The 25341-nt window shown below is 50.1% G+C and carries 24 protein-coding genes, 1 tRNA gene, 1 pseudogene and 1 riboswitch; of the genes and pseudogenes, 16 read left to right on the top strand and 10 right to left on the bottom strand.

The genetic code is table 11. The features are described 5' to 3' along the window. The first annotated feature begins 369 nt into the window (after positions 1-369). From AC0LWM_RS11655 to AC0LWM_RS11700, 10 genes and pseudogenes are all read left to right on the top strand, one after another. The gene (locus tag AC0LWM_RS11655; RefSeq protein ID WP_474675114.1) at positions 370-1470 is read left to right on the top strand and encodes an amidase domain-containing protein; all 1101 of its coding nucleotides are present in this window, start codon (positions 370-372) and stop codon (positions 1468-1470) included. Positions 1471-1541: 71 nt separating this feature from the next. Then, positions 1542-2936, top strand: a complete 1395-nt coding sequence (locus AC0LWM_RS11660; protein WP_474675115.1) for an oligosaccharide flippase family protein — start codon at positions 1542-1544, stop codon at positions 2934-2936. A gap of 3 nt (positions 2937-2939) precedes the next feature. Then, positions 2940-3429: pseudogene (locus AC0LWM_RS11665) on the top strand (methyltransferase). Positions 3430-3549: 120 nt separating this feature from the next. Further along, positions 3550-3966: a hypothetical protein gene (locus AC0LWM_RS11670; protein WP_474675116.1), complete on the top strand. Its 417-nt coding sequence runs from the start codon at positions 3550-3552 to the stop codon at positions 3964-3966. 86 nt (positions 3967-4052) lie between these two features. Further along, positions 4053-4139: transfer RNA gene (locus AC0LWM_RS11675), tRNA-Leu, on the top strand. A gap of 269 nt (positions 4140-4408) precedes the next feature. After that, positions 4409-6064 (top strand): spore germination protein, encoded by a 1656-nt coding sequence (locus AC0LWM_RS11680; RefSeq protein WP_474675117.1) that lies wholly within the window; start codon positions 4409-4411, stop codon positions 6062-6064. After that, positions 6061-7167 (top strand): GerAB/ArcD/ProY family transporter, encoded by a 1107-nt coding sequence (locus AC0LWM_RS11685; protein WP_474675118.1) that lies wholly within the window; start codon positions 6061-6063, stop codon positions 7165-7167. Before AC0LWM_RS11680 ends, AC0LWM_RS11685 begins: the two co-directional genes overlap by 4 nt. Then, a complete protein-coding gene (locus AC0LWM_RS11690; protein ID WP_474675119.1) occupies positions 7164-8354 on the top strand; it encodes a Ger(x)C family spore germination protein in 1191 nt (396 codons plus the stop codon). The genes AC0LWM_RS11685 and AC0LWM_RS11690 overlap by 4 nt, the downstream gene beginning before the upstream one ends. Before the next feature lie 282 nt (positions 8355-8636). Then, on the top strand, positions 8637-9839 hold the full coding sequence (locus AC0LWM_RS11695; protein WP_474675120.1) for a hypothetical protein: 1203 nt from the start codon (positions 8637-8639) through the stop codon (positions 9837-9839). Next, entirely contained in the window at positions 9836-10666 is an 831-nt protein-coding gene (locus AC0LWM_RS11700; RefSeq protein WP_474675121.1) for a divergent polysaccharide deacetylase family protein, read from the top strand. Before AC0LWM_RS11695 ends, AC0LWM_RS11700 begins: the two co-directional genes overlap by 4 nt. Here AC0LWM_RS11700 and AC0LWM_RS11705 read toward each other — a convergent pair. Further along, positions 10649-11341: an N-acetylmuramoyl-L-alanine amidase family protein gene (locus AC0LWM_RS11705; protein ID WP_474675122.1), complete on the bottom strand. Its 693-nt coding sequence runs from the start codon at positions 11339-11341 to the stop codon at positions 10649-10651. The genes AC0LWM_RS11700 and AC0LWM_RS11705 overlap by 18 nt on opposite strands. A gap of 119 nt (positions 11342-11460) precedes the next feature. On the opposite strand from AC0LWM_RS11705, the gene AC0LWM_RS11710 reads away from it, so the two are divergent. After that, positions 11461-11664 carry a YqzE family protein gene (locus AC0LWM_RS11710; RefSeq protein ID WP_474675123.1) on the top strand — a complete coding sequence of 68 codons (204 nt, stop codon included), beginning with the start codon at positions 11461-11463 and terminating at the stop codon, positions 11662-11664. A 14-nt stretch (positions 11665-11678) separates the two neighbouring features. Here the strand turns inward: AC0LWM_RS11710 and AC0LWM_RS11715 are convergent, their stop codons facing one another. The 3 genes from AC0LWM_RS11715 to AC0LWM_RS11725 form a co-directional block, all read right to left on the bottom strand. Further along, a complete protein-coding gene (locus AC0LWM_RS11715; RefSeq protein ID WP_474675124.1) occupies positions 11679-12629 on the bottom strand; it encodes a hypothetical protein in 951 nt (316 codons plus the stop codon). 150 nt (positions 12630-12779) lie between these two features. Continuing rightward, the gene (locus AC0LWM_RS11720; RefSeq protein WP_474675125.1) at positions 12780-13784 is read right to left on the bottom strand and encodes a YqhG family protein; all 1005 of its coding nucleotides are present in this window, start codon (positions 13782-13784) and stop codon (positions 12780-12782) included. Continuing rightward, positions 13781-15565 (bottom strand): DEAD/DEAH box helicase, encoded by a 1785-nt coding sequence (locus AC0LWM_RS11725; RefSeq protein WP_474675126.1) that lies wholly within the window; start codon positions 15563-15565, stop codon positions 13781-13783. Before AC0LWM_RS11725 ends, AC0LWM_RS11720 begins: the two co-directional genes overlap by 4 nt. Before the next feature lie 206 nt (positions 15566-15771). Between AC0LWM_RS11725 and AC0LWM_RS11730 the strand changes: the two genes are divergently transcribed. The 4 genes from AC0LWM_RS11730 to AC0LWM_RS11745 all read left to right on the top strand — a co-directional run bounded on the left by AC0LWM_RS11730 (position 15772) and on the right by AC0LWM_RS11745 (position 19882). Further along, entirely contained in the window at positions 15772-16191 is a 420-nt protein-coding gene (locus AC0LWM_RS11730) for a MerR family transcriptional regulator (protein ID WP_474675127.1), read from the top strand. Further along, on the top strand, positions 16188-16730 hold the full coding sequence (locus AC0LWM_RS11735; protein ID WP_474675128.1) for a hypothetical protein: 543 nt from the start codon (positions 16188-16190) through the stop codon (positions 16728-16730). The genes AC0LWM_RS11730 and AC0LWM_RS11735 overlap by 4 nt, the downstream gene beginning before the upstream one ends. A gap of 173 nt (positions 16731-16903) precedes the next feature. Then, positions 16904-17003, top strand: a riboswitch (purine riboswitch). A 106-nt stretch (positions 17004-17109) separates the two neighbouring features. Then, positions 17110-18540, top strand: coding sequence for an NAD(P)/FAD-dependent oxidoreductase (locus AC0LWM_RS11740; RefSeq protein ID WP_474675129.1), 1431 nt, complete (start codon positions 17110-17112; stop codon positions 18538-18540). Between the two features lie 100 nt (positions 18541-18640). Further along, complete coding sequence (locus tag AC0LWM_RS11745; protein WP_474675130.1) at positions 18641-19882, top strand: MFS transporter; 1242 nt, start codon at positions 18641-18643, stop codon at positions 19880-19882. A gap of 65 nt (positions 19883-19947) precedes the next feature. On the opposite strand, the gene cdaS is transcribed toward AC0LWM_RS11745, so the two are convergent. The 3 genes from cdaS to AC0LWM_RS11760 form a co-directional block, all read right to left on the bottom strand. Further along, positions 19948-20631: a sporulation-specific diadenylate cyclase CdaS gene (cdaS, locus tag AC0LWM_RS11750; RefSeq protein ID WP_474675131.1), complete on the bottom strand. Its 684-nt coding sequence runs from the start codon at positions 20629-20631 to the stop codon at positions 19948-19950. A 90-nt stretch (positions 20632-20721) separates the two neighbouring features. Then, complete coding sequence (gene wrbA, locus AC0LWM_RS11755) at positions 20722-21336, bottom strand: NAD(P)H:quinone oxidoreductase type IV (protein WP_474675132.1); 615 nt, start codon at positions 21334-21336, stop codon at positions 20722-20724. Between the two features lie 172 nt (positions 21337-21508). After that, the gene (locus tag AC0LWM_RS11760; protein ID WP_474675133.1) at positions 21509-21643 is read right to left on the bottom strand and encodes a hypothetical protein; all 135 of its coding nucleotides are present in this window, start codon (positions 21641-21643) and stop codon (positions 21509-21511) included. Between the two features lie 170 nt (positions 21644-21813). On the opposite strand from AC0LWM_RS11760, the gene AC0LWM_RS11765 reads away from it, so the two are divergent. After that, positions 21814-22953, top strand: a complete 1140-nt coding sequence (locus tag AC0LWM_RS11765; RefSeq protein WP_474675134.1) for a cytochrome P450 — start codon at positions 21814-21816, stop codon at positions 22951-22953. On the opposite strand, the gene AC0LWM_RS11770 is transcribed toward AC0LWM_RS11765, so the two are convergent. The 3 genes from AC0LWM_RS11770 to AC0LWM_RS11780 all read right to left on the bottom strand — a co-directional run bounded on the left by AC0LWM_RS11770 (position 22941) and on the right by AC0LWM_RS11780 (position 25107). Continuing rightward, positions 22941-24191: a M48 family metallopeptidase gene (locus AC0LWM_RS11770; RefSeq protein ID WP_474675135.1), complete on the bottom strand. Its 1251-nt coding sequence runs from the start codon at positions 24189-24191 to the stop codon at positions 22941-22943. The genes AC0LWM_RS11765 and AC0LWM_RS11770 overlap by 13 nt on opposite strands. 111 nt (positions 24192-24302) lie before the next feature. Next, entirely contained in the window at positions 24303-24668 is a 366-nt protein-coding gene (locus tag AC0LWM_RS11775; protein ID WP_474675136.1) for an ArsR/SmtB family transcription factor, read from the bottom strand. 1 nt (position 24669) lies between these two features. Next, positions 24670-25107 carry an SRPBCC family protein gene (locus tag AC0LWM_RS11780; protein ID WP_474675137.1) on the bottom strand — a complete coding sequence of 146 codons (438 nt, stop codon included), beginning with the start codon at positions 25105-25107 and terminating at the stop codon, positions 24670-24672. Between the last annotated feature and the right edge of the window lie 234 nt (positions 25108-25341).

A 25341-nucleotide genomic window follows, 5' to 3' on the forward strand; every position in this document is an offset into this window, starting at 1 on the left:
TGTAATTCTGCTTCGCAAGTGGAGGTTCGAGTCCTCTCGACCGCACCAGCATCAAAGGATTCAGCACATGAGCTGGATCCTTTGTTCGTTTATAAAGCGAAAAGGCGAGTTACTGGTTCTAGTGGTGTAATTCTGCTTCGCAAGTGGAGGTTCGAGTCCTCTCGACCGCACCAATATCAAAGGATTCAGCACATGAGCTGGACCCTTTGTTCCTCTTCAATCCGGAAATCTAGTACCTGATTGATATTTTTGTTCATTTTTACCAACCGCATAGGTTTTGTTGTTGTGGATATAATATGCGGAAGTTGACCAATAAAATTAATGCTTTGGCTATGTATGGGATATTGATCAAGGGGGATTTTTGCGGCAATGTTGCGCTTATTGCTATTAGTCGGAATGTCGTTCATCATCGGATTAACGCCAGTGAATGCTTACTCATTTTCTTTGAAGCAAGATCATGACCAAGACGAAATCATTGCTTACTTGTCCCAATTGTTCAAGGATCGCAACAACTTCCTTGTTCATAGACTTGAGGAATCCATTGAGAAGCATTACACCCTGACTGACAGCGGAAGCCGTTACGCTTATCAAATGGAAGTAAAACGTTCAAAATACATCAATTTATGGGCGGAGAAACGCGGAATACGTCTTGTTGCGGCCGAACCCAACATTCGCATCACCCGTCTCAAAAAAGAAGGGAACCTTGCCAGGGTATCCTTGGTCCAATCTACGAAAATATCGTATGACTACAAAATGATGTCTCTGCCCCCTCAATCGTTTGGACTCGGCACGAGACATGCCCTTACCTTAAAAAAGGATAGCGACAGGTGGGTCGTAAAGAAGGAATGGTATTTGGATCCACTTGAGGAGAACCTGGATTTAATACCGGATTCCCCAGCAACCTTTCCTCATCCTTCCGCCGCTAAATACACGATACAAGGGAAAGGAAGATACAATCGGGAGCGTGCGGTAGCTTATGCCAATATGTATGCAGGTCTGGCCTGGGGAGCCGGGAATAATAATCGCTATAACCGCAAGTATAGGGACTATACGCCACTTGGCGGAGACTGTACGAATTTTACGTCCCAGGTCCTTGGCGATGCTAAGGAAGGGGGCGGGTTGCGGATGACGAGCATATGGAGAAGTGGAAGCCGTGCATGGGTACAAACGGATGCATTCGAACGTTTCTTGCGTTACTCCGGATACGGGCGCTTAATTGCAAAAGGAACTTTTGCGGAAATTACCCGGTCAAGCGAAAAGCATCCTGATGGCGCGATCGCAAAATTACTGCCAGGCGATGTGATCGGTTATATGCTGGATGGAGATACCGACCATTTCTCAATCGTCGTAGGGCAGGATGCGAATGGGTATCCTTTGGTCAATTCCCATACCGCAGATCGGTATCGCGTACCGTTTGACCTTGGCTGGGACAAAAACACGAAGTATCTCTTATTTCATATCAACGATTAAAAGAAACGGGAAGTCTACCTCAAATACTTTGTTCATATAATCATTAGGACAAGGTTATTTGAGGTGAAAATATGAACCTTCCCGCCTTTATTAAACAAACGGCGCTGCGTACCGGCGCTATTTTTCTAGTTAAAGCGATCGGCCTCGTTGTTCGTATTCCTTTGTTCCGGCTGCTCGGTTCGGAAGGAACAGGTATCTATCAAATTGTATATTCCATCTATGGCTTTGCGCTTACGCTCATCTCCGGCGGTTTCCCGACCTCACTTGCGCTAATGACCGCCAAAGACAGAAGGCGGGGATGGCAATTTTTAAAAGGTTCGGTTATGCCATTCTTCATTTTGGGGGCTATATCCGCAGTACTTTTTTACGCGTTAGCGCCCCAAATTGCGCATGTTCTCGGAGATCGCAGTTTGACTTTCCCCATCCGCTGTCTTACGCCCGCGCTTCTTATCGTCCCTCTGCTGCAGTTATATCGAGGTTTTTTGCAAGGCATCGAATTGTACGGATATGTATCGGCTTCCGAACTTATTGAACAAACGGTTCGTGCCGGCACAATGCTTTTGCTGGTCGTAGTATGGATGAAATACGGCATTCATGCTGCTGCAGGCGGGGCTGTTTTCGGTGCTTTTACAGGCGCTTGTACCGCATTATGGTTTTTATGGATTTTGCGCTATAGCAAAAATTTCGTGCTTGCCATCGACAAAGGAACTCACGCTAATTCTATTCGCTGGCTAATCCTTGGGCCTGGAATATTTTTGTTTATGAAATCCTCCTTTTCCATTGCATTAACGCGTCTGATTGTCCCCGCATCGGATTTTCTGGATGCTTTAATCATCCCTAGCCGTCTTCAGGCGTCCGGTCTTAGTCAATCGAAGGCTATCGCGGTTTTCGGAGAAATTTCCGGAATGGCTTCGACTATTGTATATATGCCTACGATTCTTACTGCTGCATTATCGTATACGATTGCCTCGAAATTAGCGGCGGATTGGCAAAATAAAAAGAATAGGGATTTTGCAGAACGTTCTAATTTATCATTAAAAATCGGTTTATTCTGGGGTATCGGCTCCATGTTGGTGCTCTTATTTCACGCGGATGAACTATCCATTCTCATATTTGGCAGTATCGGGGCGGCCGAAGCCATCCGTTATATGTCTTTCGCTCCGCTGATTGCCGGCATGCGGGAAATCACGACGACGATATTATGGGCATCCGATCAAAAAAGGGCACCATTGGCCGGTTTGCTTCTGGGCCTTACCGGTTCGGCCACCGCTTCTTATTATTTGACCGCAATACCGGGATTCGGATACGCCGGTGCCGCAATAAGCGTATTGGTCTTGGAATTAATATCGTTTGCATGGAATGCCATTGTTCTGCAAAAACGAAGCAGGGGCGCTTTTCCCGCGGTCACGTTTTGGATGAGCTCGATTGTTCTTGCGGTGGTCGTTTTTCTTTATGCCCTTCAGTAAAATATAATTGATGTCTGGAATGAGCAGGTGGAAGCGGGCAACGAGTGGACGAAGCCGGTTAGCCGGGAAACGATCGAACAAGCAAGAGAAGGCAATTGGAGCATCGTCCTGACTCCGATTAAGCCGGTGCCGAGCTCATGCATGGCAGGAAGCATGCCGGGTACTGAAACCCGGTGGAACGATGATTGCAGGTTTCGTGAATCCGTTGCTGTATATATTTGACCCTGAACAGGAGGATCGCGGCATTCTTGACGTGAAATATGCGATTCCTTATTCCGATTTGACGAGCCTCGGCGAGAATCAGCTGCGGCTTCACATGGAAAACGGAAGAGCTCTGGAGTTTGGGCATTCTTTAGAGGATCAGATCCAGGGGCAGATCGACGCCGGTTTTGTCATCGCGGGATTTTATGAGGATACGTATGGCGGCAGCAGACCGCTTGATGCTTATATTCCTTCTTTTATCGCGACGAGGGCGGTTAAGACTCGTTTATAGAACCGTGCATAGGCAGGGCTGTGGCTTCTAGCTGCAGCCTGTTTCTTGTCTGCAACATTATGGGTGAATCATTCGTTAGTTGGAGGACAGTATTTTCCAATAATAAGAGTGAGGGATTGTATGCGAAAAATTGTGATGCTATCGATGCTGATCGGAGTCATTTTAGCCATTGGAACCGGATGTGCCAAGGAAGAAACAATTCCTGATCTATCGACGAAGCAGCTTCAAAACTTTTATCCAGGCGATACCACGAATGTCACGCTCGTCAAAATCCGAAGCGGCGAGACAGGGGAACTTCGGATTTTATCCGACAAAGATAAGGTTCGGCAATGGATAGAGCTTATCAAGTCGATGGAATTCGTTCCTGATCCGAATCAAGAAGGCAGGGCCGGTTTTTTATATTCCGTTTCGCTTTATGAAGGGGAGGCTCTCAAGCTTGGGTTTACGAATAATACGATGGGGAAGCATTATTACTTGAACAATGAAAAATTGCTGGAGCAGATCCGAGTGCAATATAAGGCGCTTGAAGGTTCATAAAAAATATTAAAATTTTATTGACAAGCGATAGTGATCCATGATAAATTATATTTCGTTGACATGAAAAAACGTCGACAAAACAAAATGCGGTCGTGGCGGAATTGGCAGACGCGCTAGATTCAGGTTCTAGTGGTGTAACAGCCGTGGAGGTTCGAGTCCTCTCGACCGCACCAGTATCAAAGGATTCAGCACATGAGCTGGATCCTTTGTTCGTTATAGGGAAACTCTGATGATCATACATAAAAAATACGAGCGGAGCTATGGTTCTAGTGGTGTAATTCTGCTTCGCAAGTGGAGGTTCGAGTCCTCTCGACCGCACCAACATCTGAGGTTTCAGCGCAAGAGCTGGAGCCTTTTTTGTTTTTCGATATCCTATACATGGTTTTTCCTCCTTTGGATATACTACCCAGATAAACGTCCGTTGATTTGGGGGTGCTCACTGTTGTTGGATCTGTTTCTTCGTAAATTATTTCGATCAGGCAAAGATCGGACCCAAGCCGCTGCGGGTACGTATGGGAGCCCGAATGTTGCAAATCGGAACGGTTCCTTTTCAACCCGAAACGGTGTCAACGGTACTTGGAAAGCAGCCGATGCGGCACAGCAAAATTCGGACTCTCCTACCTTTTCCAGTGCGGAAGAAACGATAGAGGCTATTCAGCAAAAGTTGATGCATCCGACGGATTTGGTCACAAGGCAATTTACGGTTGGCGAGGACGGACCGCTATGCACGGTCATGTTTATCGACGGCCTGGCCGACAAAGCGATGATCAGCGATAACATCATTCAAAATATCCAGCTGTTTGCGGGCAATGCGGGGGCAGGCGCTTGTGAACAAGTTTTTAACCGGTTAAAAACAGGATTTATCTCCACTACTTCCGTTTCGGAATCGGACAGATTCGACGAAATCGTCAGCTCCATCTTGTTCGGCGATACAGCCTTATTCGTGCACGGCGTATTGCGCACGCTCATGATCGGCAGCAGAAGCTGGCCGGGGCGCGGGGTGGAGGAGCCGGATACGGAAGCGTTGGTTCGCGGTTCGCGTGAAGGGTTCACGGAAAATTACCGCGTCAATACGTCGCTCATTCGCCGCAGGATCAGCGACCCGAATTTGCGATTCGAGTCGTTCAAGATCGGACGTCGTTCGCATACCGACATTGTCCTCAGCTACGTTGAAGGCATTGTAAACCCAGGATTGGTTTTTGAAGTGAGACGGCGCCTGCATTCGATCGATGTCGACGACGTCCCCGAGTCGGGCATGATCGAGCAATGGATTCAAGACAGCTTCTTGTCTCCGTTCCCGCAAGTGCAGCACACGGAACGGCCGGACAAAGTATCCGCGGCGCTCATCCAGGGCAGAGTAGCGGTCTTGATTGACGGCACGCCGTTCGTTCTGGTCGCCCCCGCCGGTTTCACGGCGGTATTCCAAAGCCCGGAGGACTACAACGAACGATTTTTGATCGGCTCCCTCATCCGGCTGCTGCGGTATTTCGCGGCATTTATCTCCTTGTTTCTGCCGGCCATTTATATTGCGTTGGTTGAATATCATCAAGGCATGATCCCGACAAATCTCGCCTTTTCTATCGCCGGCAACCGAGAAGGAGTGCCTTTTCCCGCCGTGGTCGAAGCGTTCATCATGGAGCTGACGATGGAAATATTGCGCGAGGCGGGCTTGCGGCTGCCGAAACCGATCGGCCAGACAGTCGGCATCGTCGGAGGGCTAGTCATCGGCGAAGCGGCCGTAGCCGCCGGCGTTGTCGGTCCGATCATGGTGATCGTCGTGGCGATTACGGCGATTTCTTCCTTTTCTTTGCCTTCTTATAGCTTTGCCATATCGCTGCGAATCTTGCGGTTCATCGTTATGCTGATGGCTTCTTTCCTTGGACTGTACGGCATTATTTTGGCATTTATTGCAATCTGCGTTCATCTGGTCAACATGCGGACGTTCGGAATGCCTTATCTTGCTCCGATTACGCCGGTATTTTCCGAAGATTTGAAGGATAGCTTCTTCCTTGCTCCATCCACCATGATGGAGCAACGACCGAATATGCTGCTGCCGGAAGACAAACAGCGAATCGACAAAACGGGTGATACAGAATGAAAGCTTTCCCATATGCCGATCAGCAGATCGGTTACAAAGAAGTTGTCCTTATGGCCGCATCGGTTATGACGAGTATCGGTCCGCTTGTTTTCCCAAGAATGTTGGCCAAGGCGACGGAATCGCTAGACGGCCTTATTTCCATTACGCTGAACGGTTGTTTGGCCTTAGCCTTGGGGTGGATGCTAGGAAAAATAACAGCATATTACCCGAATATGAACTTTTTTGAATATAGCGGGAAGCTGATCTCAAAGCCGGTCACCTATATGATTTGTCTATTAGCCGTGCCGATTTATGCTATGGTCGTTGCTTTCGAGATCCGCGCAATCGCCACGATCACCAAAATGCTCATGTTTAACCAAACGCCGATTGAAGTGATTACACTTTTGTTTCTGCTCGTTGTCGTCTATGCGGTTTCCGGGTCGCGAAGCGGGCTCATCCGGCTGAATACTTTGTTTTTCCTGCCGATCCTTTCGATGTTGGTGGTCGTATTTGCGCTCGATATCGGAAAATTGGAAATGGACAATATAGAGCCGATATTCGTGACGAGCTGGCAGGGCATTTTGCAAGGCATGCAAGTTTCGTTTATTCCGTTCATTGGCTTTAACGTAATGCTGTTTTATTCCCACCTCATGAACGAACCTCGGAAAATGTCCCGTGCGCTAGCGGCAGGAATATCAATCCCGTTTGTGCTGTCGCTCGTTGTATATTTCTTTGACGTTGCCGTATTTTCAAGGGAAGGGGTTGCCACGATGACGTTTCCGACGATGGAGCTGGCGAAAACGGTGGAAATTCCCGGCGGTTTTTTTGAGAGGTTCGAATCGCTCTTTTTTACGGTTTGGATCATGACGATTTTCAATACGACAACGATTTATTTCGACTGCATGCTGATCAACTTGGGGTGGGTATTTCCGAAATCGAAAAAAATCGTTTGGGTTTGCTGGCTTGCCCCGGTTATTTTTATTGTCTCGATGCTGCCGAAAAATAATGTGCAGCTTGAGAGGATCTTTCGGCTTGCGGGTTATGGCGCATTGTTTTTTGCCGTACTGCCGGTTCTGTATTTGTTGCTGGCGAAGTTCAAGAGGAGCGGGGTGAAACGGCAATGAGACGGCTCGGCACACTCTTGATTGCTTCTTCATTGCTGTTTGCGACCGGCTGCTGGGATCGCGTTGAAATTGAAAACCGCGGGTTCGTCGTTGGCGTTGCGCTCGACAAGCCGGACAAAAGCAAGTATAAGGCGACGCTTCAAATCGTCATTCCCGCGGGCATGAAAGATTCGAAAGGAGGGGGCGGGGGAGCGTCAGGTGCCGAAGGCAAGCAGGCGGAGCCGACCGCGTATACGAACGTAACGGCGGAAGGAGCGACGATCGTAGAGGCGATTCGGAGGGTCGGGACGAAGACGAGCCGTACGCCGTATATGCAGCAGCTTCAAATGATCGTACTGTCGCAAAGCATGGCCGAAGAGCTGCCGAAGCTGATCGATTATTTTATTCGCAGCCAAGAAATACGCCAAAGCATCAAAGTGATCGTCGCCAAAGGAGAAGCGAGGTCCATTCTCGACATTCAGCCGAAAACGGACAAGCTGCCGGTGCTTTATTTGCGTTCGGAATTAAACAATTATTTGATGACATCAAAAATGCTGAACGAGGATTATTACCGGTTGGGAGAAATCCGCGAAGAGCTGCTGGCGGGCAATTCGATCGCGCTGCCGTTCGCCGAAAAAACCGGAAACGATGTCAAGATCGACAAAGCTGCGGTATACAACGGAAAGACGTATCGGTTCGCCGGATTACTGCAAGAAAAGGATATCGAAATATTGAATTTGATGAAAGGAAAATACCGGAACGGGCTTGTCGATATATCGATGGAAGGTGGGCATGTGGTATACGAGGTTAATAAAACGAGCCGAACGATCCATATCGACGAAGCAGGCGAGGGACATATGAAGTTTACGATTTTCGTACGAACAAATGGAAGTATTAGAGAGGTTGACGGGATGTTCGATTTTTCCAATCGAAAAACGATTGACGATGTAAAGCGCGGCGCGGAACGCGAATTGGCCAAAATCATCAAGCATACGTTGAACAAAGCTCAGAATGTGATGCGGTCCGATGTGCTCGGGTTCAACAAAGAGCTAAAAAGAAAGCGGTATAAGCTTTGGAAGCGAATACGCAGCGATTGGGACGGCGGAAAAAACGAATTCGCCAAAAGCGAAATCAAGGTGAAGGTTAATGCGGAAATTATGGGATCGGGTACTCTGACCGAAACGGTGAAAGGAGAGAGCGAGCCGTAATATGGGGTGGAACATATGGCTATGGGCGTTGTCGGCCGGAATCGTTCCGTATGCGATATACAGAATCAACCGGATGTTGAATCGGAAAGGGGCACCCCCTTGGAAAAAAAACCAGAGCGAATAGTGATAGGAGCGATATCAAACGAGCTTACCCCTGTTATGCAAAATGCGGAATGGGGGTTTTGTGATGCGATGGTCGTTTTTGGTTTGTCTCGGACTACATATTTCAAAGGCCGGAATCGAAAAATGTAAGTAGCTCGCATAAAGCGCGGAGGTACAGCCATGAAGCGAATTGCCGTTTGCATTGCATGGATGCTCATTATTTATCAACTGTTATGCCCTGGAACGGTTGAAGCGGCCGCAATAAACAATCATGATATACCGGCGGAAGAGGATGCCGCGGCAGCTCATGACGATCGTCATTTGATCCGCCTTGAAGTGGCGGTATCGCCCGACGCCAAGCTGCGCACGACGCTGGACGTCGATTCGGCGAAGGTAGCCAAGGAGCTGCGCAAGCTTCCGAGCACGGGCTTAAAGAAACCGTATTTCACCTCCGACAGCTACGTAACCGCTGAAATGAAAGGCATTAAACGGACATGGGCTTACGATCGCAAAAACGCAATGCTGGTCGATACGCTGCAGGGCGATACGGTAGCATTGAGCCCGAGGCTGGAAGGCTGGTTCTCCATTTTGTTCGAAGCGCTTCGAAGTGCGCATTATGGCGCCAAAGTGTCTTGGAAGGATGCCCGAAACATCTTGCCGCGAAAGTCGTATTTTACGGTGCTCGATCTGGAAACCGGCATTGAGTTTCGGGTTCAGCGGCGGGCAGGGAGCAGCCATGCCGATGTGCAGCCGGTAACCAAAGCGGATACGGTATTGATGAAGCAAATATATGAAGGCAAGTGGAGCTGGAATCGTAAGGCCGTACTTGTCAGGAAAGACGGTTATACACTGGCAGCTTCGATGCACGGCATGCCGCATGGGGGAGATGGAATTCCGGACAACAATTTTTCCGGACATTTCTGCATTCATTTCCAAGACAGCACGACCCACCGATCAGGGAAGGTCGATTTCACGCATCAGCTAATGCTCCATAAAGCTGCGGGCTTATTCGATGAGAAGCTTGCTGAGGCGACACCCCAAGAAATCGTCGACATGTTCCTGATTGCTTTGCAGCATCATGAAAAGCAATGGATCCGGGCATTGTTCGACGGAGCGTCGCCGCATGCCGGTCAATCGGATTATTTTGCCGACAACATGATGACAATCACCTCCGTTCGCAAGATCGATAAAGATCCGAAAATCACGATTACAGAGGAACAGACGGAACTGCAGCTGCCCGTAAGAGTTAAGGTATTTCGCGAAGGATCGGGCGAAGACGTTGTAACGTACGAATTTCATTTGAAAAATGACAGTGTGACGAAGGGCTGGAAAATTCATTACATTTCCATCCTGTCCAAACGAGGAGGAGCGCGAAAAGAATGAGAAAAATCGGCTATTCCTTAACGATGATCATGGTGCTATTGGCTTTGTTAGGTTTAACGCCACAGTCGCACGCGACGGTGGTGAAGCAGGATGTCGGTCGCGGGACAAGCCGCGATTCCGGGAAAGCGGCCGATTCAAGTTCACAGCTAAAGCCGCTCGCGATTGTCATTGACGACTTCGGCAACAATATGGTCGGCACGGAGGAGATGTTGAATATGCCTGTTCCGATTACGGCAGCTATCATGCCGTTCCTTCCCTCCACGAAGAAGGACGCGGAGCTCGCATTCAGCAAAGGGCACGACATCTTCGTCCATATGCCGATGGAGCCGGTAAGAGGAAAGCGAAGCTGGCTCGGGCCGGGCGCCATCACGTCGGATTTATCGGACGAAGAAATCCGTAAACGAGTAAACGAAGCGATTGATCAAGTGCCTCATGCAGTCGGCATGAACAATCATATGGGCTCCAAGATTACGGTAGATCAGCGGATCATGCGAGTTGTTTTATCGGTGTGCAAGGAACGCGGACTGATGTTTTTGGACAGCAAAACAACTCATAAATCCGTCGTATCGTCCATTGCCCGCGAGCTCGGCGTACCCGTCATTGAAAACCGGCTGTTCTTTGACGATGTATACACGACGGCGCATATATCCAAGCAAATGCGGCTGCTGCAGAGCAACCTTGGCAAGCACCCTTATTATGTAGCGATTGGACATGTCGGGCCCGCGGGCAAAAAAACAGCGGCGATCATCCGCGAATCGATTCCCGCGCTGCAGAAAGAAGCGAAGCTCGTGAAAGCTTCGCAGCTGCCATCATTGCTTCAGCATTAACAAATAGTTCTGGACGCCGGAGGCGACGGCCCGTGCAATTTCGTCTTGTTTGCTCGGATCGGTCAGCATCGCCCGGTCCTTGTAGTTGCTCAGGAAACCCATCTCCACGATGACGGCGGGACATTCGGCATACCTTAGTAAATAATATTTTTTACCGGACCTTGGCTGAGTCGATGTCCCTTGCATCACATTCAACGTTTCTTGAATCTGGTGAGCGAGTATGTAGCTTAGATCGTGCCGCTGGTAAAAAACAAGCGGCCCTCGCTCGGTCTTGTCTTTGGCCCAGTTCACGTGCAGGCTGATAAGTACCTGTGAAGGAATCTCCACCGAAAGCTGCTTTCGGTGGGCCAAATCTCGGGTATGTCTTGATTTGGACTTCAGCCAGCGGTTTTCATCGCTCAAAGCATAGTCGCCGTCCCTGTTCAAAACGACATTGTATTTTCGGCTTTTGAGCAGTTCATACAATTTTTTGGAGACGTCGAGATTGATCGTTTTCTCCAGCAAAGTACCATAATGCGCCCCGCCGTCTATTCCTCCATGCCCGGCATCGATGATGATTTCGGTGTGCAGGAGCGGGTCAAAATCGGTTGCCGCAGCGATTTTGGCTTCGGCGCCATGGACCCAATAAGAGCCCGCTAGCAGCATGACGATGATGGCGATAGCGAAACGTTTCATATGTCCTCCCCCTAATGCAGTCTACGTATTATAATGTCAAATTTCGGCGGTAATCATGCGTCTGGCGGACGTTTAATCTACGGGGATGGGGGCAAACTATGAGGGGGAGGGATCGATTAATGGCAAAAAGCGATGAGTTGGTCAAATATATTACGCAACGTGTCGTTACGTATATCGATACGCCAAAACCGGAGCGCCAGGAGCGGCCCGTAGTCGTTAAGGAGCATTGGATGGTCCGCTGGTTCGGTGTCGTGCCCTTCGGCGTACAGATTTGGTTAAACGGGCGCCGCAATAAAAATAACGAAACACCCCCGACTTCTTAGGGGGTGTTCTTGCTTTAATAATAAAATTTGCCGATGCCTTGGAGCTGGCGAAAAGGAATGTACCGAATTCCGTCTTCGTCGGCCGCGATATAAGGATCGCAGCCTTGCCGGATTGTATAACCGATGATAGGCAACGGAAACAATACGGTGTTATCGAACATCTCGGCTGTAAACGTAATTTTTTTCCTTTTATCGATCGCCGTAAGAAGCTGTTCCGCCTTCGTAACGGAGACAGGTTTTTGCGACAACCATACGAAGCGTTCAAGCGGATCGAACGAAGGAAGGCTGCGTGATTGCTGAACCGGCAACGGGGTTGTAACTGGATTTGCAGACCAAACGAAGCTTGAAATCGCTTGCGGAATTTGCTGTACGTGTACGGGGAGAAGTTCGACCGTTTTGGCATGTAGAATAAACGGGTCTTCCGTGCCTATGGATACTTTCCAAAAAGCCATAAGCGCATGAATGTATATTCGCTCCAGACGAATGTCCTTACGCTTCATGAACGAATCAAAAGATACATGATCGGAGATGAGTTCTTGCTGTACCATGCCTTGATACAGCGTTTTGAGACTAAAAATCGGACTTGCGCCTGTTCCGTATTCGGTTAATTGCAGCTCGCCTTGAGGCGTTGCGCTCACAATCAAATAACCGATTTCTTGATCGTTTTTGCTTATGATGACGACCCATCCGTGCGTACCGGGACCAAGCGGATACTCATCCCATTTCGCTTCCTTCCAACCCGCGAATTCCGACTGTTTGGCCAGTTCCTGAATCCATTGATCAATGAAATCATGGCGTTTGCCGTCGCTTGTTTCTTCAGCCTGAGTAGAAGAAGGAGAGGGGGAGTTTGTTTCTGTTTTTGCGACGGACGTCATCCCAATTGCCTTTGTCGCTCCGATTGTATGAGAACCGACGCCCGATACAACGAAGAGAATGGCGATAAAGCCGACGATTATTTTGTACATGGCACACCTGCTTTTTTTTTAATGGTCTCGGGGTATATCTATCAATCTCTGAACTCATTGTAGCGAATAGACTAGAAAAAGGTTGTAATTCCATGTCGTCGCGCAGGGTAAATATTTGCTTGTTATTTTGCGGTCTTTTAGCGAGTTTCGTCAGTTGCCCGCGAACGGATCGGGACATAAATGAAAAATTCCGCACCCTGCGGCGGAAACGGCGATTCTTGGCTTGTATTGCCATTCGATCTCGGCTTTCCGATTGTTGAATTGTTCCTCGACCTCCGCTTTTTTGCCTTCTTCCGACGATTGGATAAGCTCGGTGTAGTATGCATCGATACGATGAAGCTCGTCGTTCAATCTTTCTTGGGCTTCTCGAGCCCATGTTCGGTCATATGCGGCCAGCTTCTTCTCCAAATGGGCTTCCAGCTTCGCCATCGCACGCGGAAGTGTTAATAACGTGCGGGTGACATAAACGTTCACCGGAAGGCGCGGCGTCATTTTTTTCATCAGAATGCGGTCGTGAAACTGTTCGACGATGTCGCCGGTAACAAGTGATATCGCCAGGGAATGCATTTCGTCGCGTTTCATGTCGCATTGAAATTCCACTTTGTAATTGATGCCGAGCCATGTGCCGTAAGGGTACGATTGCTTATCTCCACGCTGCAGCGACTTCGGTTCCTCGAACAGCATCACGAAGCTGCCTCCGGCCTTGGCGGCTTGAAAAATTTGCTCCAGCCTGCTGCTGCCGTATGTGACATCGTCCTGCGGAATGCGGCCGGCATAGGCCGGAGCTGCCGGTGTAACGCCGAAATAACGGCCGAGGATGCTGTCCTGCGCGCCATCCGTAGTTTGGGAGCCGGCAGCAGCGGAGGTTGGTCCGCCGGGACTTGCCGGACTTGCCGCCCTCGGACCGGGGGGCTTGGTTGCGGCTTGGCTCGATGCGGTCATTTCGGCCCGGTCGAATATAAACTTGAAGGTCATCGTTTCCGGGGGAACGCCGGTACGCTCGACAAAACTCCAGTAATAGGATCGGTTCGTCAATGCGCGGTCCGCCTGCGGAGATAGCTTAACGGTCACGAAAGAAGGCTGCTTCTCGATAATGTGACAATCCGTCGCTTCCAAATAGCGAAGCACGTATTTTTGTACTTGTTTTCCGTTCATGGCCTCACCTCGACTGATTGTCCTACCGCATCCAGAATGGTGCCGATCGCCATGTCCGGATCATCGGTTTCGTGCTCGACCTCGTCTTTGATCGAAGCTAATGAGGTGCCCAGATGATCTAGCCGATTGCGAATGTCGGCGTCATTTTTCGATTCCAGCATAATTTTGTATATATTTTTTTCGAGCGATCCCGATTTTTCGAATCGTTCCAAAATGACGTCGAGCCGCCCGATCACCATCTCGAACATATTGATTTTTTCATGCAGCAGATTGAGAATATGCTCTTCGATCGTGCCTTTCGTCGACAAATTGTAAATCTGAACGTCCTCGGTTTGGCCGAGACGATGAACCCGCCCGATTCTTTGCTCAACGCGCATCGGGTTCCACGGCAGGTCAAAGTTGATGATGTTGTGGCAAAATTGGAGGTTGATGCCTTCGCCGCCGGCTTCGGTCGCGACCATCACCTGGGCGCGATTACGGAATAAATCCATCATCCAATCTTTTTTGCCGCGATTCATGCCGCCCCGGTACGGAACGGCGATCAACTTGTGCTCCTTGAAATATTGCAGCAAATATTCCTGCGTTGCGCGATATTCGGTGAAGACAATCACCTTGCCCCCGATGGAACGGATGAGCTCCATCGTTTTTTCCGCTTTCGTATTCGCCTTGATCGGGCGGATTTTTTCGACGAGCGCCCAAATTTTCGAACGAATGGGGGAATCCTCGCTTGTTTTTTTGAACAGATTGACAAGCGTCAAGAAAACGGCATCCCGGCTGGAGCAAACTTCACGCTGCAGCGTGACAAGCGACAAAATATTGTTCAGATCTCCCGCGGCTTCATTGTAGCGCTGTCTGACAAAGTCCGTAACGCCTTCGTATAAGCCTAGTTCCTCATCCGATAGCGTAAGCGGAATGTTCTTCACGATACGTTTCGTGAAGCGGATATCCCCTTCGCCGCGCCTGTTGCGGATCATGACCTTGGCTAATTCCTCCTGCAGCTGGGACTCGTTTTTCGGAATTCGTTTGTCCACGACAAAATTGGCGGCGAAGCTGCCTTGCCCGCCGAGCTGTCCCGGCTTGAGCAGCGTAATGAGGTTGTACAGCTCGCTCAAGTCGTTTTGCACCGGAGTCGCGGTGAGCAGGAGACAGTATTTTTTTTTCAAGATGTTGATGAATTGATAGTTCGTCGTTTTTTTGTTCTTCAGCTTATGCGCTTCATCGACGATGAGCATGTCGTATTCCATGTTCAGCAGCGTTTCCCGATGGGGATCGCGTTTGGCCGTATCCATAGAGGCGACGACGACGTCGTATTGCCACATATATTCCTTTTTCTGCGCGACGGCGGATATGCCGAATTTCTGATTCAGCTCCCGAACCCATTGCAAGACAAGGGAAGCCGGAACAAGAATCAATATTTTGCGGATGAGGCCGCGAACCAAATATTCTTTCAGGATCAGTCCCGCTTCGATCGTTTTGCCTAACCCGACTTCATCGGCCAGAATGGCTCTACCGCGCATTTCGAACAATACTTTTTTGGCGGTATCGATTTGGTGGGGCAGCGGCGTAAGCTGCGGAATATGACTCAGGCATTGCAGGTCGTCGAAGCGGTGCACCAGCTTCGATTGCTCGGCTTCATAAGCGAGCTGGTACAACGTCCAGTCATCCCATGGCCCGTTTTTGGCCATTCGACTTTCCATCTGCGTAAACCAGCTGCGATCGTAATGAATGTGCAGCAGATCGTCCAGCGGACGGATGTCGCTCGGATTGTCGATGTTGCGCATGCGAATGCCTCCTTCTGGTATGATTCTCCATCCTTTAGTATGGACGAAAAGACGATCGTTCATAACCGCGATACCCGACGCCGGCGCATGATCATTTTAACCGGGCAGGTTGATTTCGGAGCGGATGATGCATATAATAACAGTAAACTGTAAATGGTACAGTATGCTGTCATATAGTCATTTTACTGTAAAGGAGATGAAGCGTTTTGAATACGTACACGGCTCAGCAAGTAACAGAGCTTCTGCAGCATGACGATCCTGAGATGAATGTGCGGACCGTGCGATATTATTCGCAAATCGGCATCGTTCCGCCGCTTGTGACGGTCGGCAATAAACGGGTATACACGGATGAGCATCTGCATTATTACCGCGCTGTCATGACGCTGTCGAAAACGGGCGAGACGCTGGCATCGATCCAGGACATGCTGAAAGACTTGCCGATGGAGGAAATTATCCGGATCGGCAATAAGTTATCGATGGTGCAAAATCAAGTGTTTTTGCGTAACGAAACGCATCAGGTGAGCGAGGATGTGTTCATCACGCTGAGTCCGCGCATATCGGCGGAGCTGCAAGAAAAGGTGATCCAAACGGTTTCGAAATTGATCAAAGAGGAGAAAATACGATGATCGAGTTGAAATTAGCCAAAAGCGCGATGGAAAACGAGGAGGGGCTGAATCATTTGTGGCTGCGGTTCGTCGATTCGATGCCGGAGATGGCCGATTTCGTTCAAGTTTCGATTCATTTGCCCGAGGGCGTCCTGCGGGTGCTTAACTTAAACGGTTATCCGGAAGATCGGGACGGAACGATCCGGCTGGAGGCTCCGCTTCTGGACAAAGATATCGTTATCGAAATGTTCACGCTGGGCGCCGTGCCTGGCGGGCTGAGGGAAATTTCCGCCGTTCTGGAATATCGGGATGGGAGCGGAGCGCTTAAAAAGTACGAGCGAACGGTTCCTTTGGTCCTTGCAGGCGAAGACGACATGGCGTATATCGTCGTGGATGAAGATGTCGTTCGGCGCGTAACCGCGATGCGTACGGCCGCTTCCGAGCGCTGGGAATTCGAGCGGATCCCGCCTGTGTTCCTGGAGCACAAAGAAATGTCGGCGTGGGAGAAGAAATATCGGATTGATGGTGTGAATCATCCGAAAAACATGCTGCGAGCGTAGATGGATTGAAGTCTATTTTCCGAACGTTCGTGTTTTCGAGTCGCTAAAACAGAAGGGTTTTTGCGGGTTGTCTCAATGAGTTCTTAATAACCTTATAAAAATAACATTGAAAATCCGAACATTGCCGATTGACAGTCCAACATGCTCCGTGTAATATGGAGAAGGATTGAACCAATCGAATACGTTACACTGTTCGTATATCCTCAATGTGATCGGTTTGGGGGTCTCTACAAGGAACCGAAATTCCTGGCTACGAACGGGCTGCATCGCTGCACCCGTCGGAAGCTGGGGTTTTTTGCTTTCCGGGTTATCGGCAGCGCAAAACGGCGAGCGAATCTGTCAACAATGACCAAGGATAATGTGGAGGATGATCTCGAAAATGAGCAAATACGATCTGATTGTAGTAGGCGCAGGCCCGGCTGGAATTTTCGCTTGTTATGAAATGACTTTGAAACGACCGCAAGCGAAAGTGCTGCTCATCGACAAGGGGCACGATATTTATAAACGGAATTGTCCGATTCTGGAGGGAAAAATCAAGCTATGTCCACCGCCGGCAGGCAAAAAGGATTTCGCCGGCTGCTTGCCGGCCTGTTCGATCACGAGCGGGTTCGGCGGGGCCGGGGCTTACAGCGACGGCAAATTCAACATTACGACCGAATTCGGAGGTTGGATGACGGAATATCTCGCGCCTTCCAAAGTGCTGGAGCTGATTCATTATGTCGACGACATCAACTTGAAGCATGGGGCGACGCAGAACATTACCGATCCGACGACCGAGGCGATCCGCGATATCGAACGGCGCGGGTATGCCGCGGGATTAAAGCTGCTGCGGGCTCAAGTCCGCCATCTGGGGACGGAGCAAAACCTTGAAATTTTGCAATCGATTTATGAATACCTGACGGACAAAATCGATATGTCGTTCAAAACGGAAGTCGAGGACATCATAACGGAGAAAACGGAAGGCCGTCACGTCGTGAAAGGCATCGTGCTGAAAAGCGGCGCCGTATTCGAAAGCGACCATGTCATGATCGCTCCGGGACGCGACGGTTCGGCATGGCTGACGGACATTCTGAAGAAGCGCCGGCTGAAAATGTACAACAACCAAGTGGACATCGGCGTGCGCGTGGAAACGTCGGATGTAGTCATGCGGGAAATAAACGAGCACTTGTACGAAGGCAAGTTTATTTTCAATACGTCGGTCGGTACGAGAGTTCGGACGTTCTGCAGCAATCCATCGGGTCACGTCGTCGTCGAAAATCATAGCGGCGTTATGGCCGCGAACGGCCACTCGTATAAGGACCCGGCGCTCGGGTCACGCAACACGAACTTTGCTTTGCTCGTATCGCACAAATTTACGGAGCCGTTTGACAAGCCGAACGAATATGCGCGGGAAATTTGCAAGCGGGCGAATGATTTATCGAACGGCGGCGTTATCGTGCAGAAATACGGCGATATTATCCGCGGACGGCGTTCGACCGTCGACAGGGTGAAGGAAGGATTTCTGGAGCCGACGTTAAAGGAAGCCGTGCCAGGCGACCTTGGTCTCGTGCTTCCGTACAATACGATGAAAAGCCTGATCGAAATGGTGGAGGCGCTGGAGAAAGTGACGCCCGGCATTGCGTCCGAGCATACGCTGTTCTACGGAGTCGAGGCGAAATTCTATTCGGCTCGTCCGAAGCTGACGGAATCGTTCGAGTCGGAAATTTCCGGTTTGTTCTGCGGCGGCGACGGAGCGGGAATCACGCGCGGACTTGCGCAAGCGGGCGCGGCCGGCGTATGGATCGCGAGAAACGTGATCGAACGGTTATAAGCAATAAACTTTGACTATAACTAAATATAAGGGTTGCATCCAGAGACGAGAACATGTATTCTTGTATATAGATTGTTAGAAAAAGGGAGAGAAAGAAATCATGTCTGCAAAGTCTTCGAGCATGTCCGGTTTGTTCGGCAACAAGTTCGTTCAGACGATCTTGATGTCCGGACTGCTGCTGCAAATCGGCATCTGGGTGCGCAATTACGGCATTTTGTTATTCGTCATGGAGCAAACGAAAGGCGATTCGTTCGCCGTTTCGATGATCTCGTTCGCCGAATTCGCGCCGATCTTTATATTTTCGTTTATCGGCGGAACGTTCGCCGACCGCTGGCGTCCGAAACGGACGATGGTCTGGTGCGACGTGTTAAGTGCCGTATCGATGTTCGCCGTGTTATTTACGCTCGTGTTCGGCTCATGGAAAGCGGTATTTTTCGCCACGCTTGTGTCGGCGATTTTGTCGCAGTTCTCGCAGCCGTCCGGGATGAAGCTGTTTAAGCTTCACGTGCCCGAGCATTTGATCCAGGCGGGAATGTCGATTTATCAAACCTTGTTCGCGGTATTTATGATTCTTGGTCCGGTTATCGGAACGTTCGTATTCCAAAGATACGGCATCGATTATTCGATCGCCATCTCGGGCATCGCGTTTCTGTTATCCGCCGCGGTTCTGCTGCTGCTGCCGAAAGATCGCGTGGAAACGGATAGGAAAGAAGGAGCATCCTTCTGGGGAGAACTCGCCGAAGGGTACCGGTACGTCCGGTCGAGCAAATTGCTCTCGACGCTTGGCGGTTGTTTCGCCGCTGCCGGTCTTGGCCTAGGGCTGATTCAGCCGCTCGGCATTTTTCTGGTCACGGACCGTCTTGGCTTGCCGAAGGAGGACTTCCAATGGCTCATGATGACAAGCGGTATTGCCATGATCGTCGGAGGCGGTCTCGCGATGGGCTTCGCGAAGAAGGTTGCGCCGCAGAAGCTGCTTGCCTTCGGCATGGCCGTTGACGTTGTGACGATGAGCATCTCCGGATTTTCCACAGCGGTTTGGCTGACGCTAGTCGCTCAATTTTTCAGCGGATTGGTGTTGCCGTGCATTCAAATCGGCATCAACACGATGATCTTGAAAAATACCGAAGAACGGTTCGTCGGACGCGTAAACGGCCTGCTTAACCCGCTGTTCATGGGATCAATGGTTGTCACGATGAGCGTGTCGGGTTGGCTCATGTCGCAGTTCTCGCTCGTCGCGATGTATCAGGCAGCCGCGGTATTGTTTGTAATCGGCGCATTGATCATGGTTCCGATATTCCAATATCAAGCCCCGGTGCAAAAGGCAGATCCTGCCCAATCCTAATCGAATCGATGTCTAATAAGAAACGGAGCTCGCTATTTGGCGAAGCTCCGTTTTTGTACATAAGCTTAATTCAAAAGACTCAGATCGATCGTGCCGCCGTGCAGCGGCTCTGAGTCGATGATGGGCGAATCGTTCGGATCCACACCGTTAATCGGGTGGAGCGCGCCTTTATACGCAAACGACGCTTGCCCGGTTTCCTCCGAGACGACCAGCACGAGGGCATCCGTTTGTTCCGTGAGGCCAATCGCCGCCCGGTGCCGCATCCCGATCTTCTTATCCTCCACTTCGGCGTTGGACACGGGCAGGACGTTGGCCGCCGAAACGATCCGATCGGATTGGATCAAGACGGCACCGTCATGAAGCGGATTGCCGGGATAGAAGATAGACTCCAAGAGCGAATAAGTTAATGTCGCTTCGAGCGAAATGCCGGAATGAATATAAGACTCAAGATGATCGTTCCTTTGAATGATGATTAGCGCGCCGTGCCTGCGTTCGGCAAGGTGCTGGACGGTTACGGACAAGTCCAAATACTTGGATGTAAAAGAGCTGAGGTAGCATTGCAAATAAAACGAAGCCGCGATGGATTGGACTTTTTTGAACATAGCGTGAATATTGTCAAAATGGCTTAACAAACATTGGTTTTCGTTGTCGATCACGCTTAAACTGTCTTGAACTTGGTCGGCAATATGGCTTAAATGTTGCTTCAGCTGCTCCTTAACGGGGGAAACGTCACAGTTTTTTCGGTTCATTTCTCAACCCTGCCCTTTACCGTCAAATATATTATTCGTGCAATAGGCCTTCGTCGCGTTTTCGCGGCAAAGGCCTCATCGCGATGTTGCTTAAGCTTGCATTCCTTTTTTTACCCATTCCGCAACGGTAATGAGCCGTTTCGTCTGATGGGCGACCGCTCCTTGCACATCTTCTTTCATATTGCCGTCCTGATCGACGGAAACGCTTGTCCCGTAAGGATTACCGCCTGCAGCGTAAATGGATTGATCCGTATAGCCCGGAGCTACGACGATTGCCCCCCAATGGTACATGCTCGTATAGAGGGACAGTACGGTTGCTTCCTGGCCGCCATGCGAATTTTGCGCTGAAGTCATCGCGCTGACGACTTTGTTGACCGTTTTGCCATGAAACCAGATGCCGCCGGTCGTGTCCAGGAACTGCTTCATTTGCGAAGCGACATTGCCGAACCGGGTTGGCGTGCTGAACAGGATGGCATCCGCCCATTCGATATCGCCCGTCGTCACGACGGGTACGTTCTGCGTAGCATCGACATGCGCTTTCCAGGCGGGATTGGAAGCGATGACCGATTCCGGCGCAAGCTCTTGTACCTTGAGCACCTTCACTTCGGCGCCTGCCGCTTTAGCTGCCGTTTCAGCCATTTGAGCCAATTTGTAATTCGTACCCGTGCTGCTGTAATAAACAATCGCTAATTTAATATTAGACATGCGGCTGGCTCCTTTATCGGTATTTGAAATCGATCTTCCTTGTTATTTCCAGTCTTCCGTAGGTTTATTCTGTCTTCAACGAGCGGTTATGTAGGCAAAGAAAGGCGTAAGCTTCACGCTTTTCTTTGCGACCAATTACAATGATAAGATGCTATTCACGGTTAGCTCGTCTTTAGCAGCGATCGCGACCCGCGTTTTTCTTCGGCCGATGACCTGCCGATTCCGATTCCTTGGCGCCGAACTGATCGAGACGGGAAGGAGAAGCTGCCGGCCCATCGTTATCGGGTTTATTGTTTCTGCCTGCCATGATGATCACCTCCGGTATTAATGTACCCAGAACTGCGCCCATACATAGCTGTACAATGCTTAGGCGATTGAATAGAGCTCATTTATTAAGAAGTTACTTATTGACAATTGATTTCCATTCCGATAATATTGAACTGACTGGTCAGTACAATAAATAAGGCGGTGTTTCAAATGGATTGGTTAATCTCAAGTGAACTGTTGCCGTTATCGTGGTATAAAAAAATGCGCGAGGAGCATCCGATGGCATTCAACGCGGAATATAACTCGTGGGATGTGTTTAAATACGAAGACGTAAAAAAAATTATGAGCGACCACGAGCATTTCTCTTCGCAGTTTAATTCGAATCCGACATCCGAGGAACCGATCGAGGCAAGTATTTTGCGAATCGACCCGCCGAAGCATAAACAAATGCGATCGATTGTTATGCAAGCTTTTACGCCGCGAACCATCGAAGCAATAGGTCCAAAAATCCGCGCAATCGCCGAATCGTTGCTGGAGGGGAGCGAAGAGGAGGGACGATTGGACTTCGTCCATCAGTTCTCTATTCCGCTGCCGATCATCGTCATTGCGGAAATGCTCGGCGTGCCTGCGGAACATCGGGATCGGTTCAAAGCTTGGTCGGATGCCCTTGTCGGGGACGATTACGAGAAATTCAAATGGTGCCAACGGGAAATGACCGATTATTTCGGCGCGATCGCAGAGGAGCGGCGCCGCGAACCGAAGGACGATCTGATCAGCGCTTTGGTTCAAGCACAAGCAGAAGGCGAAAAATTGAATGATGTCGAGTTGATCGGATTTTGTATTTTGCTGCTAGTCGCGGGGAATGAGACGACGACCAATTTGCTTTCTTCTTCCCTTCTATGTCTAGAGCAGTCGCCGGAGCTATATGCCCGGCTCGCAGATGATCCGGCACAATTGCCGCATATGATCGAAGAAGTGCTGCGTTATTGCTCGCCCGTACAGTCGATGCCGCGCAAGGTGAAGAAAGACGTCGTTTATAACGGACATCAAATGACGGCTGGACAGTGGGTTAACGTATGGCTTGGGTCGGCCAACCACGACGGCGACCAGTTCGACAACCCGGAGTTGTTCGATATGACTCGCAGCCCGAACCCGCATGTCGCTTTTGGCCACGGCATCCATTTTTGTCTGGGAGCCCCGCTTGCCCGTCTTGAAGCGAAAATCGCGCTCGGCGTACTGCTGGAGAAGTTCCGGCATATCCGGCGCGATCGCAATTTACCGCTCGAGAGACTGAGCAGCTCCTTTATTTTCGGGGTGAAGCAGCTTCCGATGACGTATCACCGCCGCTGATATTGCCGGAAGAACGCCATCCGCTCAACGATTGTCGGATGCGAACCAAGAAACCAATAGACAAGCTTCGGCTGCGTAACGGCAGCGAGGCTCTCTTTGGCGATTTTCTGAAAGCCGCGAATCGCAGCGTCGCCGTCGTTCGTCATGTTCATTGCATAGACGTCGGCCCGGTGCTCGAGAATTCGTGAAAAAGCATTCTGTATTGGCGTTGTGACGAAGCCGGCACAAGTGACGATGACGAGCAGCAGCGGCAAAGCCGCAAAATCGCTCATACCGCGAAATCCGAATTTCGGCCCCCAGCGTCGGATTCCGTACCGATACAAATGAAACGAACCCCAAATGACTCCAAAGCTGATGACTATGCCGAATGCGATGCCCCAATAAATATGCTTTTCCGCATAGTGGCCGATTTCGTGCGCCATGACTGTGAGAATTTCGTCCTTCTGCAACGCTCGAAGCGTCGTATCCCAAAGGACGATTCGCGCATTGCTGCCGATACCGCTAACGTATGCGTTTAATGCATTCGTCCGTTCCGACATATTGACCTGGTACACTTGATCGGCAGGTACCCCGGCCTTGTCGGCCAATTCAAGGATATCTTTTTTGAGAGCTTCGTCTTGCAGCGGAACGTAATCATTGAACAGCGGGTCCAGCACAACAGGTTGGATAAAAGTGAGGAAGAGGGTGAACGGGATGGAGATGAGCCAGATGGACAGCCAAGCGCGGCGCGGGCTTTTGCGTACGAGCCAGAGCATAACCGCCAACATGATCCATCCGGATAACCAGCCGATGCCGAAGCTCTTAAGCTGATCCGTGAGCCATAAGGCAGTAGATTCGTTGGATACGCCGTAATGCCGGTCAATCTGGAGAAGAGCGTAATTCAGCGGCAGCATGAGTGCCTCTGTGAGCAGAAAGAACAAGAACCAGTAAACCGGCAATCTCCAGAACGAGCCGGAAAACCAGCTTTCCACCCGATTGCGAAGCCGCGAAGAGAAGCCGAATAAGGCGATCAACGCGCCGATTTGTATAAACGGCATCAGGAAAAACAACCAGGATCCGATGCGGGCTAACGTCTGCGCATTGTTGATTTGTCCGGGGGTCATGTATGTATGCGGGTCGATGATCGTACCGGCATATTGCGGATCAACCGCAAAATAATTGCCGCGAAACACGTACAATGCCATCACGGCCGCGAATATAACGAATATCGACGTATAGTTCAAATAAAATCGCTTCATCGAATGGCCTCCTTCATCGTGCCGCAGGGTGCGGCCGGGGCCAAACCGCAGCTCCAGTTCAGCCAAGTTCAGCCAAGTTCAGCCCAGCCCTAAGCCCAGCTCAAACCAACCCTATTCAACGACCTCCAGCTTCGTCTGGCCGGCGGCAGGTTCAGAGCCGTCGCCTTCCACATAACGCTGCAGCGCAACCATTTTATTCTCCCAATACCGTTCGTAAAAGGCAAGCCAGCGCTTTAGCTCAAGAAGCGGTTCAGGCTCCAGACGGTACCGCGTTTCTCTGCCGACCTTTCTTTCCTTCACGAGTCCAGCGTCGGATAATATGCGCAAATGTTTGGAAACGGCGGTCCGGCTCATCGGGAAATGGCCGCTGATGACGGTTACGGGCATTTCCTGATCGACGAGCAGGCTTAGCAGGCTGCGGCGCGTAGGATCTGCAATCGCTTGAAATACGTCGTACTTCGGAGCGGCAGCATCCATTTTAAGCCTCGATATATTGAGCGAGCTTTTGTCCGATGCCTGACCAGCCTTCGTTCATATGGCCACGCACCATCTCGTGCGGTTGACCGAATTCCGTAACCTTGTCCGCATCCCAGCCGGAGTGGATAAGCGTAAATTCCGTTTTACCGTCCACTTCCTTTAATTCGAACGCGAGCGTCCAATCTTTGCCCCAACGAAAAGCAAGGCGGTTCGGGGGATCAAGCTCCGTTACTTTGCAAGGGGAATCGCCGAACGGACCTGCGTGCAATACGAACTCATGGCCGAGAATCGGCTGAAAATTGTTCGGCATGAACCATGCCGCAATGCCCTCGGACGAGGAGACCGCTTCCCACACTTTTGCGATCGGCGCGTTCAGCATTTGGGTTTGGCGGATGTCCGGCAGTGCGTTGCCGGCAGTATTATTCGTGTTTTTGTCCATCTTATTCTTGCCTCCTATGAAATATTCGCATCGTTAATTGAACTTCTCTATGGTGTAATATTTTGCACCAATCTCGCCAAAGAATCCGGTTGATGTCGGATTTGACCTTGGAACTGTCTATTTCAACAGAAGTTCGTTAGATGCTATCTCTGATTCGAAACCAAATGGTTTCGCAATTGATTATACGAAACCATTTGGTTTCGCGTCAAGACATACTCCTCTGGAAAGGAGTAC

The organism is Paenibacillus sp. sgz302148 (genome assembly GCF_056120465.1).

Coding starts and splice junctions, on each gene's coding strand:
- AC0LWM_RS11655 (WP_474675114.1), top strand. CDS start 370: ATGTTGCGCTTATTGCTATTAGTCGGAATGTCGTTCATCATCGGATTA.
- AC0LWM_RS11660 (WP_474675115.1), top strand. CDS start 1,542: ATGAACCTTCCCGCCTTTATTAAACAAACGGCGCTGCGTACCGGCGCT.
- AC0LWM_RS11670 (WP_474675116.1), top strand. CDS start 3,550: ATGCGAAAAATTGTGATGCTATCGATGCTGATCGGAGTCATTTTAGCC.
- AC0LWM_RS11685 (WP_474675118.1), top strand. CDS start 6,061: ATGAAAGCTTTCCCATATGCCGATCAGCAGATCGGTTACAAAGAAGTT.
- AC0LWM_RS11690 (WP_474675119.1), top strand. CDS start 7,164: ATGAGACGGCTCGGCACACTCTTGATTGCTTCTTCATTGCTGTTTGCG.
- AC0LWM_RS11695 (WP_474675120.1), top strand. CDS start 8,637: ATGAAGCGAATTGCCGTTTGCATTGCATGGATGCTCATTATTTATCAA.
- AC0LWM_RS11700 (WP_474675121.1), top strand. CDS start 9,836: ATGAGAAAAATCGGCTATTCCTTAACGATGATCATGGTGCTATTGGCT.
- AC0LWM_RS11705 (WP_474675122.1), bottom strand. CDS start 11,341: ATGAAACGTTTCGCTATCGCCATCATCGTCATGCTGCTAGCGGGCTCT.
- AC0LWM_RS11710 (WP_474675123.1), top strand. CDS start 11,461: ATGGCAAAAAGCGATGAGTTGGTCAAATATATTACGCAACGTGTCGTT.
- AC0LWM_RS11715 (WP_474675124.1), bottom strand. CDS start 12,629: ATGTACAAAATAATCGTCGGCTTTATCGCCATTCTCTTCGTTGTATCG.
- AC0LWM_RS11720 (WP_474675125.1), bottom strand. CDS start 13,784: ATGAACGGAAAACAAGTACAAAAATACGTGCTTCGCTATTTGGAAGCG.
- AC0LWM_RS11725 (WP_474675126.1), bottom strand. CDS start 15,565: ATGCGCAACATCGACAATCCGAGCGACATCCGTCCGCTGGACGATCTG.
- AC0LWM_RS11735 (WP_474675128.1), top strand. CDS start 16,188: ATGATCGAGTTGAAATTAGCCAAAAGCGCGATGGAAAACGAGGAGGGG.
- AC0LWM_RS11740 (WP_474675129.1), top strand. CDS start 17,110: ATGAGCAAATACGATCTGATTGTAGTAGGCGCAGGCCCGGCTGGAATT.
- AC0LWM_RS11745 (WP_474675130.1), top strand. CDS start 18,641: ATGTCTGCAAAGTCTTCGAGCATGTCCGGTTTGTTCGGCAACAAGTTC.
- cdaS (WP_474675131.1), bottom strand. CDS start 20,631: ATGAACCGAAAAAACTGTGACGTTTCCCCCGTTAAGGAGCAGCTGAAG.
- wrbA (WP_474675132.1), bottom strand. CDS start 21,336: ATGTCTAATATTAAATTAGCGATTGTTTATTACAGCAGCACGGGTACG.
- AC0LWM_RS11760 (WP_474675133.1), bottom strand. CDS start 21,643: ATGGCAGGCAGAAACAATAAACCCGATAACGATGGGCCGGCAGCTTCT.
- AC0LWM_RS11765 (WP_474675134.1), top strand. CDS start 21,814: ATGGATTGGTTAATCTCAAGTGAACTGTTGCCGTTATCGTGGTATAAA.
- AC0LWM_RS11770 (WP_474675135.1), bottom strand. CDS start 24,191: ATGAAGCGATTTTATTTGAACTATACGTCGATATTCGTTATATTCGCG.
- AC0LWM_RS11775 (WP_474675136.1), bottom strand. CDS start 24,668: ATGGATGCTGCCGCTCCGAAGTACGACGTATTTCAAGCGATTGCAGAT.
- AC0LWM_RS11780 (WP_474675137.1), bottom strand. CDS start 25,107: ATGGACAAAAACACGAATAATACTGCCGGCAACGCACTGCCGGACATC.